The sequence below is a fragment of the Cohnella luojiensis genome, assembly GCF_004564235.1.
GTDB classification, from domain to species: Bacteria; Bacillota; Bacilli; order Paenibacillales; family Paenibacillaceae; genus Cohnella; species Cohnella luojiensis.
The window spans coordinates 30,395-46,267 of sequence record NZ_SOMN01000012.1 but is presented as its reverse complement, the minus strand read 5'-3'; the positions used below and the strand labels follow the sequence as shown (position 1 = coordinate 46,267).

The window sequence follows — 15,873 nt, the reverse complement described above, 5'->3', positions numbered from 1 at the left end:
ATCGTGTATGATATTATTTAAATCATACACGATTTATAATTTAAAAAGCTTATCATTCAGAAAGGAGGGGTGAAAAGGCCATGGTTCTTTCGGGTAAAGTCTGCTTCATCACGGGAAGCGGTTCCGGTATCGGGGAAGTGACCGCCAAACGATTTGCGGCGGAAGGCGCAACCGTTATCGTAGTCGATATCGATGATCGGGCAGCTAATCGGGTGGCTGAAGAAATCAAACAAGCACACGGTCCAGCCGCGGCTTATGCGATAACCGCGGACGTTTCATCCGAACAAGACGTTCGCAAGCTGGTTGAGGCGATACTTGAGCGGTCCGGAAAGATCGATGTCCTATTCAATAACGCGGCGAAGATCTTGCCGAAAGCGTTGGAAGAAGTTGAAGAGTACGAGTGGACAAAGCTCATGGACGTTAACTTGAAGAGCGTCTACTTAATGACTAAGCATACGATTGCCTCGTTGCGCCTGACGAAAGGGATTATCGTCAATATGGCTTCTTTGAACGGGTTGGTCGGACAGAAGCAGAATTCGGCGTATGCGGCAAGCAAAGGCGCCATCATCGCGATGACGAAAGCGCTTGCGCTTGATTACGCGGAAGACGGCGTACGGGTCAATTGCATTTGCCCAGCAGGCGTGATGACCCCGCTTCTGGAGCAATGGATCAAGGAACAGAACGATCCTCAGGCAACGCGCCAAACGCTGAACGACATGCACGCGTTGGGAAGACCCGCGCATGCAAGCGAAATCGCGGACGCGGCGTTGTTCCTGGCGAGCGAGCAATCGAGATTCATGACGGGAGTCGCTCTGCCGGTAGATGGAGGAGCATCCTTAGGCTACTAAACAAGGGAGGAAATCATAATGAAAATCATAAGCGCGGAAAGCTTTATCCTGCACGTCCCTATCACTCCGCCGATCACGGACGCCATTAACATCGCGACCCATTGGGGAGTAACGGGGATTCGCATTCGCACGGACGAAGGCATCACCGGTTACGGTTATACCGGAACCTGCGCGAATGGAGACGAGATGATCGCTCAGACGATCGATCTGTATTACGCGCCGGCGCTGATCGGCAAGGATCCTTTCATGGTCAAGCAGATTTGGGATGAGCTTCGCTTCGGACCGATGCACTGGATCGGGAGAGCGGGGATTACCCATATGGCGCTGGCCGCCGTCGATATCGCCTTATGGGACATCATGTCCAAATCGGCGAACAAGCCGTTATGGCAATACCTTGGCGGGCATAAGCCGGATAAGATCAAGGCTTACAACACGAACGGCGGTTGGCTGAACTGGAGCAAGGAGAGATTGATCGAGGACATGGGCGCCATTCTAGAGCAAGGCTTCTCCGCGGTGAAAATGAAGGTCGGCAAGCCGGATCCGCGCGAAGACTTCGATCGGGTTCAAGCCGTACGCAAGGCGATCGGCGACGACATCGGATTGATGATCGACGTGAACCAGCAATGGAATATCACGACGGCGATGACCTGGGGCAAGAAGCTGGAGCAGTTCGATCTGATCTGGCTCGAGGAACCGCTTAACCCGGACGACGTCGGCAATCATCGTAAACTGGCCGACGAATTAAACGTGCCTATAGCGCTGGGCGAGCACGTCTATAATAAATACGCTTTCCGAGATTATATCGAGAAGGGTGCCGTCGAATACGTTCAAGTGGACGTAACCAGGGTAGCCGGCATTACGGAATGGCTGCAAGTTGCCGGGCTCGCCGCGGCATACGATCTGCCCGTATGTCCGCACGTCGGCGATATGGGACAGATTCATCAGCATCTCGTTGCCGCCACTCCGAACGCGATCATGCTCGAGTACATTCCGTGGATTCGCCACATTTTCGAAGAACCGGCAACCGTGAAAGACGGATTCTACGCTCTTCCCCAGCAACCAGGGGCTTCGACAACGATCATTCCGCGTTATTTTGACGAATACCGGGTCAAATAGAAGGAAAATCGTACGTTAAAAACCAAAAATGTACCTTACGGGGAATCCGGAAATCGGGTAACATTTCGTATTAGAAAGCGCTAACAAGATTCTAATTACGGGATGGTGCAACATGGATGGAATGAAGCTTCGGTATTCGCGTCCTGCGATGAACTGGTCGGAAGGACTTCCAATAGGAAACGGAAGATTGGGTGCCGTCATCCAAGGCGGGATAGAGTCCGAAATATGGAGCATGACGGAAGTCACTTATTGGTCAGGCCAACCGGAAGAGATCGAGAGCACTTCGCAAGGCAAAGCGGATCTTAAGCGAATGAGGGAGCTTTTCTTTGCAGGAGACTATCGCCAAGGGGAGAAACTTGCCCAGCAAGTTCTTGAGCCCACCAAGAAGAACTTCGGTACGAACTTGACGTTATGCGACGTTAAGCTGCGCTTCAACGACGAGCAAGGCGAACAATTCGGGCGCGAGCTCAATCTAGAAGACGCAATCGTTTATCATTCTTACAAGGTTAACGGGAAAAGCCGCACTCGGGAGGTTTTCTCTTCGCATGCGGACGGCATCGTGGTTTCCCGGATCCGCAGCGAACAATCCGGAGGACTGTCCTTCGTTCTGGGGCTTGAAGGCAGGACGCCGCATTTCACGACTACCGTTTCAGACGATGGAACGATCGAATTCGCGGGTCAAGCAACGGAAGACATGCATAGCGACGGAAGCTGCGGCGTCTTATCCCGGGGAAGAGTCAAAGTAGTCGCCAGGGGCGGAACGGTCGTAGGAGAAGCGGGCAGCATTGCCGTCAAGAACGCCGACGAGGCGATCATTTACTTCGCCGTCGCGACCGAATACGGGAGAAGCGGCGAGGACTGGACCCGGGAAAGCGCCAGGCAGCTGGAGCAAGCGATATCCAAAGGATACGAGCGCCTGAGGGAGGATCACGTTGCCGATTACCGCAAGCTTTATTCGCGGGTGAGCCTCGAGCTTGGGAGTTCCGTTCGTTCGGAGCTTCCGACCGACGAAAGAATACGTATGCTCATGGACGGTCAAGGGGAAGACCCGCAGCTGTTCGCTTTATTTTACCAGTATGGCCGTTACTTAATGATAGCGGGTTCCCGCGAGGATTCTCCCCTGCCGATGAATTTACAGGGAATATGGAACGACGGGGAAGCGAACCGCATGCAATGGAGCTGCGACTACCATCTTGACGTGAACACGGAGATGAATTATTATCCGGCGGAGACGGGCAATCTGGCGGAATGTCATGTTCCCTTGATGGCTTTCGTGGAAAAGTTATCCGTCGCGGGCAAATCGGCCGCAAAAGCATTCTACGGCTGCGAGGGTTGGGTAGCGCATGTGTTCACCAACGCATGGGGATTCGCGTCGCCGGGCTGGGGATATTCCTGGGGGATGAACGTAACGGGCGGTTTATGGCTGGCGACCCACCTTCGCGAGCATTACGAGTTCGGCTTGGATAGCGAATTCCTAAGAAAGACGGCTTATCCCGTTATGAAAGAAGCGGCGGCCTTCTTTCTGGATTACATGAGCGTCCATCCGAAATACGGGTGGCTGGTAACGGGACCATCCAATTCTCCGGAAAATAGCTTCTATATCGGCGAGGAGGAAAGCGAAGTCCACCATTTATCGATGGGATCGACGATGGACCAGATGCTGGTTCGGGACTTGTTCGAATTCTGCTTGACCTCCGCCGAAGCTTTAGATACGGATCCCGAGTTCAGGGAGAAGCTGAAGCAATCGATCTCTTTGCTGCCTCCGCTGCAGATCGGCAAGAGGGGACAGCTGCAGGAGTGGCTTGAGGATTATGGGGAAGCCCAGCCTGACCATAGGCATTTGTCCCATCTGTTCGGACTCTATCCGGGCAATCAAGTAACGCCGCGCGGAACGCCCGATTTAAGCGCCGCGGCGAGAACGACGCTCGAGAACCGAATGGGACGCTCCGACCTGGAGGACGTGGAATTTACGCTAGCGATGATCGCGGCGAGCTTCGCCAGGTTAAAGGACGGGGCGAATGCTCACAAGCAATTAACCTATCTAATCGGAAGATTGTGCTTCGACAACTTGTTTACGTTTTCCAAGGCGGGAATTGCGGGAGCCGAGACGAATATTTTCGTCGCGGACGGTAATTTCGGAGGGACGGCGGCTATCGCGGAGATGCTTCTGCAGAGCCATGCGGGAGAAATCGACTTGCTGCCCGCATTGCCGGAGCAATGGAAGACGGGCGAGGTTACCGGACTGCGGGCCAAGGGGAACGCGGAAGTGGATATCGCATGGAAGAACGGCAGTTTGATTGAAGCTAGGATTAAAGCATACGCGGACGGACAGACTTCGTTGAGGCACGGGAAGCAGACGGTTCACCTCGATCTAGAACAAGGACGCGTCTACAAGATAGATAGTCAACTGCGCATCGTTTAGCGACATTTAACGAAAAAATCTTAGAGAATAAGCAACTACGGTAAGTTCCTTATCGTCAGTTGCTTTTTTCTACGCAAACTATTGCAGAATAGGCTTTGATCGGTTATGATAACGCTCTCAATCGAGAAAGGAGGATTGTTCGTGCCTAGGTATTCCAGAGTGTTCAGAAGATTCCTGATCTCCTATATTATCATTCTGTTAATCCCAAGCATTGCCGGATATATGTCGTACCGTACTTCGATTTCAGTCACCCAATCCGTCTCGATCGAGAACAGCGTGACTCAGCTTCAGAAGAGCAAAGAAATCTTGGAGCGAAGAATGGCCGAAGTTGAAGGGTTTACGAGACAGCTTGCGATTAATCAAGATTTGAGCGTCTTGATGAACGAGAAGAGCTCCGACGATAAGTCTAACGTTTACGGCATATGGAAAATGATGAGGGACGTTCTGACATTTGGTCAAACTAACGATTTTCTTGAGCATTATTTCGTCTACCTCAAAAATTATAATGTCGTGCTAACGCCCGGATCGGCGTATTTCCGACCTGAACATTATTACGATAGTTATAAGTATAGAGATCTCTCCTTTACGGAGTGGAAGAGTAATATTCTTGAAATGACACACAGAAGCGAGACCATGCCTCTTACCCCTTTTGTCAACAAAGACACGCAGACCTCCGTCGTCACCTACATGCAATCGTTACCGCTAGACAGCTTCAACGGTTCATCACCCGCTATCGTAGTCGTCATTATCGATCAAAAAAAGATAACAACCCTGCTCTCGGGCATTACTGACCGATATGGAGGATGGACTCATATAACCGATGCGCAAGGCCATACCATTGGGTTACAGGGAATCGATGAGCAATACGTGGAGAAATTGTCTTCGGATAGTCGCTTCGATAATGAAAAGGTTAGCCAATTTTACGAAGATGATCTTGTCATCACGATCCGTTCTAAGACGAACGATTGGGTATACCGGGCCGGAATTCCGAGGCACACCTTGCTTGAGAATGCGAATAAGATCAAATACATCACTTGGTCTGTAACCGGTATCGCACTACTGATCGGTCTGCTCGTGGGCTTGCTGCTTTCTTACCGGAACAGCGCTCCGATCAATCGGCTGGTAGGCGTCATGAAAGAGCAATTCGGCCAAGACGGGAATGCCGGACGCAACGAGTACGATTTCTTGCACGGAAACATTTCCGAGATGCTCACGAACAACAAGCGACTGGAATCTGAACTGCATCGTCAACTTCCTCTCGTGCGGGACGCTTTTCTCAAGCGACTGATCGCGGGAGAGTTTCAATCGCGGGACGAGATCATTGCCGCAGCCGTCCAGTCGAACTCCGGCTTGAACGGTAATACTGGTTATGTTGGGATTCTACAGATAAATGGCTATTCCGGCATGGATAACGTGGATATACTCAACGAGCTTAACGTGGCAAGATTGATCTTGAAGCAAGCGCTCCTCGCAACGGGAAGTCCGATCCCGATGACGGATATCAGCTCCGATAAGATTGTCTTCTTATTCGCGTTCGAGGATCGGATGACGGCTAATGAAATCGGCAGGGAGGAAATAACGAAAACATTGACTCATCTTTCCGGGCTCGTGTTTTCGGAGTACAGAATATCTGTTACAGCCGCTTTAGGCGATCTTTTCACTTCGGAAACGGAAATAAGCTATTCTTTCGAACAAGCCAAACAGGCGATGGAATACGCCCTACATTCGAATAAAAAAGACATATCATGGTTCGATGAGACTCGAATGGATAGCTCGACCTACTATTATCCTCTTGATATCGAACTTCGGATGATCAGCACGATCAGAGCGGGGGAAATCGAAGAAGCCAAACGGATATTTCAATCCATCATCTCGCAGAACACGGAGCATCGGGAGCTTTCCGTCGAGATGAAACATCAGCTGGTCAGGGAATTGAAAGGAACTTTCTTGAAATTGCTTGACCAGAAAGCTTTCCTGGAATCCGATCTTTTCGAATCCGTCAAAAACCAGATTATAGATATCCAGGAGACGAGCTCGATTGAATCGATTCATGAAGAGATGACAGGAATCATGGAAGCGTTGTGCGGCCTGATTATTAGCAAGAAAAACGAAGGTCATACGAGAATTGTCGAGCAGATCAAACAATATATCAAGGAAACTTACTCCAACTCCGAGCTTACCTTGTACCGGGTAGCCGAACAGGTGGAACGTCCGGAGAAATATATTTCCCAATTGTTCAAAGAAGTGACCGGGATGAATCTATCCGATTATCTGGAGAAAGTCAGAATGGATCACGCCGCGTTGTTATTAAGGGATAACGAATTTACAGTCGACGAAATCGCATCGAGGGTCGGTTATAATAGCTCGCATTCCTTCCGGAGAGCTTTCAAACGGGTCATTGGCATTTCCCCAAGCGTGTATAGATTATCCGCCCAGGAATGACCGATATCAAGGAACCAAATCAAACAAAAAGACCGTTTCCACCTAACGGTCTTTTTTTGATTAAAGCGAAAAATAGTCTCGGATAAGACAACTACAGATAATTGTACGTACCAATGGACATTTGAACCCCCGAAAAAGGGGGATTTGTACGCCAAACTACCTAAATGTACCTGTTCGACAAAAGCCGTCTTCCACTATGATAATTTCTAGAAAGCGCTATCATTTAGCTGTGGCAACTGAATTAGGAGGGATTGTTCTGGAGAAAGAGATGGCATTAAATCGTAATACCGTGACGCGCAATATTAAACGGGGGGTATTCGAAGAAGCTGGAATGAGCTTCAGGAAACATTGGCAGTTATACCTGCTCGTCATACCGCCGGTATTGTTCTTTCTGATTTTTAAGTATTATCCGATGGTGAATGCGGTTCTTGCGTTCAAGGACTACAACGTCATCAAAGGAATTTGGGGGAGTCCTTGGGTCGGGTTCAAGCACTTCAGAATGTTTTTTGAAAACCCCGTCTTCTGGACACTGGTGAAAAATACGCTTGTGATCAGTTTCTACCAGCTGCTGGCGGGATTCCCGATTCCGATTCTGCTTGCTCTGATGCTGAATGAAGTGCGAAGCGCAAAATTCAAACGGCTTGTTCAGCTCGTATCGTTCGCGCCTTACTTTATTTCGACGGTTGTCATGGTATCCATCATCATGCTGTTCCTCGCTCCCAGACTCGGCTTCGTCAATACGGCTTTTAACTACTTCGGACTGGAATCGAAGAACTATCTTGGAGATCCGGGCATGTTCTCCTCCATCTTTGTATGGTCGGACATCTGGCAGACGGCCGGTTACTCGGCGGTCGTCTATCTCGCCGCCCTGGCGGCGGTCGACCCTACGCTGTATGAAGCGGCCAAAGTTGACGGGGCATCCCGCATCCAGAAAATCATGAACGTGGATTTGCCGGGGATCCTTCCCACTATCACCATCATTCTGATCCTCAACGTGGGGAGCGTCATGGCCCTCGGCTTCGAGAAAATCTATTTGCTGCAAAACAAGCTGAACATCTCCAGCTCGGAGGTCATCTCCACCTATGTTTACAAAATCGGCCTGTTGAACGCAAACTACAGCTTCGCCACGGCGGTCGGCCTGTTCAACTCGGTTATCAATCTCGTGCTGCTGGTCGCGGTGAACGCCTTGGCCAAACGTTTGTCCAACAACAGTATCTGGTAGAGAAAGGTGTGCAGGACATGGCATCAATGAGCCGAAAGATCCAAGATTCCACAAATGACAAGATTTTTATGATATTCGTATACGCGATTCTCTGCATCGTGCTGGTTGTCGTGATCTATCCCTTGATTTACATTGTCAGCAGCTCGATTAGCAGTCCGCACGCCGTAACATCCGGCCAAGTATGGCTGTGGCCGGTCGATATCTCTTTCACCGGATACTTGACGTTATGGTACACTCCCATGATCAAGACCAGCTACTTGAATTCCTTCATTTATACATCCGCCGGCACGGCGATCAGCGTCGTGCTGACGATCATGATCGCTTACCCGTTATCTCGCAAGACGTTCTACGGCCGCAGCGCGATCCTCGTTATGGTTACCTTTACCATGCTTTTCAGCGGAGGATTGATTCCGACCTACTTGGTGGTACGGGAGCTTGGGATGATCGATACCCGGTGGGCTGTTCTCATTCCCAACGCGATATGGGTATGGCAGATGATCATCGCGAAATCCTTCTTCCAATCGAACATCCCGGAAGAGCTGCTGGAAGCCAGCGAGATCGACGGCTGCAGCGATTTCCGGTTCATCAGTAGCGTGGTGCTGCCTTTGTCCAAACCAATCATTGCCGTACTGGTCCTCATGTATGCGGTCGGTCAATGGAACGCCTACTTCGATGCCCTGATTTACCTTAAATCGGATAAGCTGTACCCTCTGCAATTGATCCTGCGCAGCATTATTATCCAGAACAACAGCGGCGGCATCGCGGATGTAGGATTGCAGGTGCAACGGCAACAGTTGACGGAGCTGTTGAAATACTCGCTGATCGTCATCGCCACTTTGCCGGTGCTTCTTATTTATCCGTTTGTCCAGCGTTATTTCGTTCAGGGAATGATGGTAGGTTCCATCAAAGGATAAAAACCGCCTGGCTTGAGAGGAGTGATGGGTATGTAGGGTACTACAGCAAGGATATGAATCGAATACCATTTGAAAAGGGAGCGAAGCACATTGAAAAAGAGAGTCTCAGGCTTATTGGCACTAGTATTAATTATAAGCGTAATCATTTCCGCTTGTTCCGGAAGTAAGAATGAACCGTCGGCATCGCAGCCCGCCTCGTCAGGCAGCGCGCCGGCAAGCGAATCCGCACCCGCTTCCCAGGCCGGGCCGGTGGATATCAGCGTGTTTGCGGTACAGGAAAACGGCATCGACCTGCCGACGAATAAATTCACCAAGCATGTGGAAGAAAAGTTTAACATCAAGTTCAAATTCGAGACGGTTCCCTCGGATGGCGCCAAAGAAAAACGGCAAATTTCGCTGGCGAGCGGAGATTACCCCGACGCGTACATCCTGACGGCCTATGTTGACCAATTCTCGCAGGCGGATCTGTTGAAATTTGGCCAACAAGGAGTGCTGATTCCCCTCAACGATCTCATCGACAAGTATGCGCCTAATATCAAAGCTGCACTTGATAGCAATGCGGACTTCAAAGCGTTTGCAACGGCCCCGGACGGAAAAGTTTACGGACTTCCCGCTTACGCCCAATGTTTCCACTGTTCTTATCCGAACAAGCTGTGGCTGAACACCAAATGGCTCGAAAAAGTGGGTCTACCGCAGCCGAAGACGCCGGAAGATTTCAAAAAAGTACTGGAAGCGTTCAAAAACGACGATCCGAACGGCAACGGCAAAAAAGACGAAGTGCCCCTCAGTGGATCGACGGAGGATTTCGGCGTACGCGTGATTCCTTATCTGATGAACGCCTTCGTATACGACGATGACCGGAACCACCTCAACCTGACAAACGGAAAAGTCGAATCGGCGGCGATCAAGCCGGAATGGAAACAAGGCCTCGCTTATATCAAGTCCCTGTATGACGAAGGATTGATCGATCCTGGCGCATTCACTCAAAACGCGGAAGCCTTCAGTAAGATCGGCAAAAACGCGGATGCGCAAATTCTGGGTGCAGGCGCGGGTATGCATCCGGCCATTTTTATCGATGTCGCAAGCAGCAGAGATACGAAGGAATACAATCCGCTTCCTCCGCTGACCGGCCCTGGAGGCGTATCGTACGCCACGCATGATGGCGGCGGCGTCGCTCCGGGAGCGAAATTCGCCATCACGAACAAGGCGAGTGAGGAAGCGCAAATCGCGTTGATCAAAATGGTCGATTACATGTTTACGCCCGAAGGCCAAACGAATGGCGCATCCGGTATGAAAGGCATCGATTGGGAAGATCCGGCACCCGGCGACATGGCGCTTGGAGAAGGAGTCGAACCGAAAGTCAAGCCGATTCCCGGCAAGGAAGGCGAAGAGCCGCGCAATGCCACCTGGAGCGGAGTGGCCCACTTCTATATGCCGAGGGAATACCGTGACAGTTGGGTTCAAGGAACGGATATTTATGATGGTTTCGCCAACTACGAGCGCCGCCTGTACCAAGCCACTCAACTTTACGAAGGCCACGAGCCGAAAGAGCTTTTCCCGATTTGGGCGCTTTGGATAGACCCTGCAGATTCGGATGAGGCAAACATCTTGCAAACCAACATCAAAACTTATATTGACGAGAATTCCCTCCAATTCGTCACCGGCAGCAAAAGCCTGGACAAAGATTGGGACTCCTATGTTAACGGGCTGGAAGATTTGAAATTGGACCGTTACCTCGAAATCCTGCAAAAAGCGTACGACGCATCAGCGAAATAATAAGATTTTCTAAAATCAGGCGCTTTATTGCGAAATAGAGCGCCTGATTTTTACTTTAATGATCAAAGGAGGATGAATAACGCTCTGAGAGTTACACCATAACGGTTCGATTGAGCCCTTCCGTACGGGAGGAGGGCTCGATTCCATATGGGCGGGCACAGAGCGATCGGATATGGGAGTGGGCCAGGAGCCGGTTTACTTGAAAGTCGAACGCAACCTCGAAATCATAATCATAGGAGATGAATCATGTGGCAAAATCGTTAAAAAAATTCAGGATCTGGTTGCTGGCATTCATTATGATTGCTGCTCAATTGGGATTTATAGTTCCGGTTTCGAACGTTGCGAAGGCTGCGGACAACGGATTAGCGCAGAAGCCGTATATGGGCTGGAGCAGCTATAGCATGCAGGTTTACTCCGGCAATGGCCATTGGATAACCGCGGCCCAAATAAAAGCGCAATCGGACGCCATGCACGAGAAATTGCAATCGCATGGCTACGAATATATCAACATTGATGCCGCATGGAACGGGGGCATGGACGGTTACGGCCGCCCCATACCTAGCACGACGCTATACCCTAACGGTTTTCAGGAAGTAATCGACCACGTACATAACAACGGGCAGAAAATCGGAATATACGGAATCCCAGGCTTGTCGCCGCAAGCCTACGCGGATGATCTCCCGATATATGGAGCACCGGGGTGCTCCATGAAGGACATTGCCGCCCAGCCATTGGCGCAATCGGATTATTGGGGTTTCGGCTACAAGATAGATTTCTCCAACCCTTGCTCGCAGAGTTACATTGATTCCATTGCCAACCTGTACGGGGAATGGGGAATCGATTTTCTGAAATTCGACAGCGTCACGCCGGGTTCGGGCATCTCCGACCTTTCCCTCGATGCCCGGGATGACGTGGCTGCTTGGTCCAAGGCGCTGAAGCCGCACGGGATATGGCTCGAATTGTCGTGGGCTCTGGATATTAAATATATCGATACGTGGAAGAAATACGCGAACGGCTGGCGCGTGGATTGGGATGTCGAATGCTATTGCGGGACGAACGGGTTAACGAAGTGGGAAAACATAGCCCGGCTATTCCCGATAGCGGCACAATGGTGGCGGCATGCCGGCCCGGGAGGCTGGAACGACTTCGATTCCCTTAACATCGGCAACGGAGCGATGGATGGCATAACGCCGGAAGAACGTCGGACCGCCATGACCTTTTGGTCTATTTCGTCGGCGCAATTGTATACGGGCAATGATCTAACCAATTTGGACAGCTACGGACTCGAGCTATTGACGAACGACGAAGTGATCGCCGTCAATCAAGCGGGGCGCCCCGCGCATCCCGTGTCGATAGACACGGAACAGCAGGTTTGGTATGCCAACAATGGAGATGGAACCTATACCGTCGGTCTGTTTAACCTTGGAAGCTCGGCCGCGACGGTTACCGTCAATTGGAGCGATATCGGGTTGACCGGCCCCGCATCCGTCCGGGATTTGTGGAGTCATTCCGATCTTGGAACCTTCGACACCGGCTATAGTTCCGTTAATCTGGCCTCGCATGGATCGCGATTGTTCAAAGTAACGTCCCAGGGCGGCACGGCATCTCTCAATGATGACGATACCGGCGTGAAGTATACGGGCTCCTGGAAACGAAACGATGGAATGGAACTTACGGAAGCGAAGCAAAATTTATTAATCTCGGTTAAGGATGCTTCGGCGGAAAACAGCACGATAAGCCCGACAACCGGAAGCTTTGATAAAGAAGTATCCGCTCAGGCCGATGTGACGACAACGATGACGCTTAACGGAAATGAATTAAGCAGCATTGCGAACGGCGGAACGATATTGACTCTAGGTACCGACTACATGGTTTCGGGCGACGAGGTCACGATCAAGAAAGAATATCTTGCGAACAGGCCCGTCGGTATAACCCATCTCACCTTCTCTTTCAGCGCTGGGGCAACGCAGACCTTAGACATAACGGTAAGCGATACTACCATTAGGGACAGCGATGTTACTCCGGCTGCGATAAGCTTCGATCAGAAAGCAACGGCTCAAGCCGACGTAACGACGACGATGACTTTGAACGGAAATGAATTGAGCGGCATCTCTCACGGCGAAACAACTTTGGTACCGGGCACGGACTATACGGTGTCGGGCAATTCAGTTACTGTCAAAAAAGAATACCTTGCCGCCTTGCCGCTGGGAACAACGAACCTGAGCTTCTCCTTCGATGCGGGAGCCGCGCAAACCGTTGCCTTGATCGTTAAAGATTCGTCCAAAGGCGGATCGATTTCCCTTAACGATGACGACGCCTCCATCGTATATACTGGCGCATGGAACCATAGCACGAACAGGGGACTCGGGGATTACAAGAACGACGTCCATTGGACAGAAACCAATAATGATTACTTCGAATACGAGTTTACGGGCACGGGAATCGAAATGATTACGGAAATGGATCCCTCGCAAGGCGAAATGGATATTTACGTTGACAATGAATTCAAACAAACCGTAAGCACTTATAACTTAGGAAGGTTGGCCCAGCAGACCGTTTACAATATTACCGGATTGCCGAGCGGAGCCCATACCCTTAAGGTCGTTAAGAAATCATCGGGATTCTTCATGCTGCTCGATAAATTGACGGTTACCGTCCCCGATCTGATCAGCCCTTCGACGGCTAGCTTCGATAAAGCGGCAACGCAACAGGCTGATGTATTGACGACGATCATCGATGGGAATAACTTGAACGGGATTGCAAACGGTGGAACAAATCTGACTTCAGGCACCGACTACACTGTTTCTGGCGACGAGGTCACGATCAAGAAGGAATACCTTTCGGCTGAGCCGATCGGAACGACCAACCTGACTTTTTCCTTCAGCGGAGGAGCCACGCAAATTCTTGCTATCACCGTTAGTAACACGGGGCAACAGAATAGTACGGCTTCCATCAATGATAGCGATCCCGGCATTACGTACTCGGGTCCGTGGGGACATAGCACGGGCAGGGGACTCGGGGATTATCAGGATGACGTTCATTACACCGAGGCAAACGACGCTTACTTTGAATATTCCTTCACGGGAACCGGGATCGATTTCATTACGGAGAGGGATTCCTCGCAGGGTGATGTCGATATCTACTTGGATAACGAGTTCAAACAAACGGTGAGTACTTATAACGATAGTAGATCCGTTCAACAAACCGTTTACAGCATTTCGGGACTGTCCAATGATTTGCATACGTTCAAGGCAGTGAAAAAATCGGGATCGTATATGCTGTTAGATAAATTGAGCGTCAGCGTAAATGTCGGGATCAGCCCGGCAACGGGCAGCTTTGATAAGAAAGCAACCGCCCAAGCGGATGTCAGCACAACCATGACGCTGAACGGAGACACGCTAAGCAGCATATCGCAAAGCGGAACTCCATTGGTGTTAAACACGGACTACTCGGTATCGGGCACCGAGGTCACCATCAAAAAGGAATATCTCGCAACCCGGCCGGTCGGAACGACCAATCTAACTTTTACCTTCGGTTCGGGAGTCGTGCAAACCCTTGTCATCACAGTTAGCGATTCGACGCCGCTGAACAGCACGATCACCCCGTCCGTATTAAGCTTCGATCAGAAAGCATCGGCGCAGGCGGATATATCGACGACAATAGCTTTCAACGGAAATGAATTGAGCGGCATCGCGAACGGCGAAACCGCATTGGCACTAGGTACCGACTTTACGGTATCGGGCAACCAGGTATCCATCAAGAAGGAATACCTCGCGACTTTGCAGACGGGAACGACCAACCTGAATTTCTCCTTCAGCGAGGGAGCGACCCAGAATCTTGCCGTTATCGTAAGCGATACATCCAGAGGCAGGTATGTAATCGTCAACGATGACGATACCGAAATTTCCTATCATGGCGCTTGGCAGCATAACAGAAACAGGGGACTCGGAGATTACAAGGATGACGTGCACTTCACGGAGGCCGATAACGATTATTACGAATTTACGTTTAAGGGAACGGGAATCGAGATCGTAACCGAAAAGGATTCTTCTCAAGGCGATATGGACATCTACGTGGATAACGAGTTCAAACAAACCATTAGTACTTATAACGTAAGCAAGCAAGCTCTGCAAACGGTGTACAACATTACCGGATTGTCCGATAGCGAGCATACCGTCAAGGTCGTGAAGAAATCGGGCTATTACATGCTGCTGGATCAATTGAAATATAAGATAGCGGATCTTATCAGCCCCGACACGGCAAGCTTTGATAGGAACGCACAGGCTGACGTAACGACATCGTTGAATATCGACGGCAGCAACTTGGCAGGCATAACCAACGGTGAAACAACGCTGGTGTTAGGCAGCGATTACACGCTGACTGGCAATCAAGTTACCATCAAGAAGGAATACCTTGCAACACGACCGGTAGGAACATCTGCGCTGACTTTCTCCTTCCGCGGCGATTACCAGAACGACGTGCATTCCACCGAGACGAACAACGATTACTTCGAATACACGTTTAAGGGCACGGGAATCGAATTCATTACCGCTAAAGGCCCTTCTCAAGGAAACATTGATATCTACGTGGACAATAAGTTTAAACAAACGGTGAACACTTATCACACCGACAGATTAACCGGGCAAACGGTGTACGGCATTTCCGGGTTGACCAATGGCACTCATACGATCAAGGTCGTGAAGAAATCCGGAGACTATATGCTGGTGGATCAGCTGAGATTTACTGTGCCTTCTACGATTTTAATCAACGATACGGACTCCAAAATCAAATATAAAGGGACATGGAGTCACAGCATCGGCAGAGGGTTGGGAGATTATCAGGATGACGTTCATATTACGGAGAAGAACAACGATTACTATAAGTTTAACTTTAAGGGAACGGGAGTCGAATTGATTACGGAAATGGACGCTTCACAAGGAAATATCGATATCTACGTGGACGACGAATTCAAACAAACGGTAAGCACTTATCACCCTACCAGATTGATCGGGCAAACGGTGTACCAGATCTCAGGGTTATCAAAAGGAACACATACGATTAAAGTCGTGAAAAAATCCGGAGAGTACATGCTCTTAGACTCCATAAGAGTCACAAGCTAATTTCACTATCAAG

At 50.2% G+C, this 15,873-nt stretch carries 8 protein-coding genes; all 8 read left to right on the top strand.

Annotation, left to right across the window (positions count from 1 at the left end; all coding sequences use genetic code 11):
• The first annotated feature begins 80 nt into the window (after positions 1 to 80).
• The 8 genes from E2980_RS11110 (at position 81) to E2980_RS24670 (ending at position 15,860) form a co-directional block, all read left to right on the top strand.
• Positions 81 to 848 (top strand): SDR family NAD(P)-dependent oxidoreductase, encoded by a 768-nt coding sequence (locus E2980_RS11110; protein ID WP_135152253.1) that lies wholly within the window; start codon positions 81 to 83, stop codon positions 846 to 848.
• Positions 849 to 866: 18 nt separating this feature from the next.
• Positions 867 to 1,964, top strand: a complete 1,098-nt coding sequence (locus tag E2980_RS11105; protein WP_135152252.1) for a mandelate racemase/muconate lactonizing enzyme family protein — start codon at positions 867 to 869, stop codon at positions 1,962 to 1,964.
• Between the two features lie 112 nt (positions 1,965 to 2,076).
• Positions 2,077 to 4,386 carry a glycoside hydrolase family 95 protein gene (locus E2980_RS11100; RefSeq protein WP_135152251.1) on the top strand — a complete coding sequence of 770 codons (2,310 nt, stop codon included), beginning with the start codon at positions 2,077 to 2,079 and terminating at the stop codon, positions 4,384 to 4,386.
• A 141-nt stretch (positions 4,387 to 4,527) separates the two neighbouring features.
• Positions 4,528 to 6,828 carry a helix-turn-helix domain-containing protein gene (locus E2980_RS11095; protein ID WP_135152250.1) on the top strand — a complete coding sequence of 767 codons (2,301 nt, stop codon included), beginning with the start codon at positions 4,528 to 4,530 and terminating at the stop codon, positions 6,826 to 6,828.
• Between the two features lie 268 nt (positions 6,829 to 7,096).
• The gene (locus tag E2980_RS11090) at positions 7,097 to 8,050 is read left to right on the top strand and encodes an ABC transporter permease (protein ID WP_135152330.1); all 954 of its coding nucleotides are present in this window, start codon (positions 7,097 to 7,099) and stop codon (positions 8,048 to 8,050) included.
• Between the two features lie 17 nt (positions 8,051 to 8,067).
• The gene (locus tag E2980_RS11085) at positions 8,068 to 8,964 is read left to right on the top strand and encodes a carbohydrate ABC transporter permease (RefSeq protein WP_135152249.1); all 897 of its coding nucleotides are present in this window, start codon (positions 8,068 to 8,070) and stop codon (positions 8,962 to 8,964) included.
• A gap of 90 nt (positions 8,965 to 9,054) precedes the next feature.
• Complete coding sequence (locus tag E2980_RS11080) at positions 9,055 to 10,740, top strand: extracellular solute-binding protein (RefSeq protein ID WP_135152248.1); 1,686 nt, start codon at positions 9,055 to 9,057, stop codon at positions 10,738 to 10,740.
• 248 nt (positions 10,741 to 10,988) lie between these two features.
• Positions 10,989 to 15,860 carry a X2-like carbohydrate binding domain-containing protein gene (locus tag E2980_RS24670; protein ID WP_240702987.1) on the top strand — a complete coding sequence of 1,624 codons (4,872 nt, stop codon included), beginning with the start codon at positions 10,989 to 10,991 and terminating at the stop codon, positions 15,858 to 15,860.
• The last annotated feature ends 13 nt before the right edge of the window (positions 15,861 to 15,873 follow it).

Excerpts from the sequence above, each read along its gene's own strand:
- E2980_RS11110 (WP_135152253.1), top strand. The coding sequence starts at position 81 with ATGGTTCTTTCGGGTAAAGTCTGCTTCATCACGGGAAGCGGTTCCGGT.
- E2980_RS11105 (WP_135152252.1), top strand. The coding sequence starts at position 867 with ATGAAAATCATAAGCGCGGAAAGCTTTATCCTGCACGTCCCTATCACT.
- E2980_RS11100 (WP_135152251.1), top strand. The coding sequence starts at position 2,077 with ATGGATGGAATGAAGCTTCGGTATTCGCGTCCTGCGATGAACTGGTCG.
- E2980_RS11090 (WP_135152330.1), top strand. The coding sequence starts at position 7,097 with ATGGCATTAAATCGTAATACCGTGACGCGCAATATTAAACGGGGGGTA.
- E2980_RS11085 (WP_135152249.1), top strand. The coding sequence starts at position 8,068 with ATGGCATCAATGAGCCGAAAGATCCAAGATTCCACAAATGACAAGATT.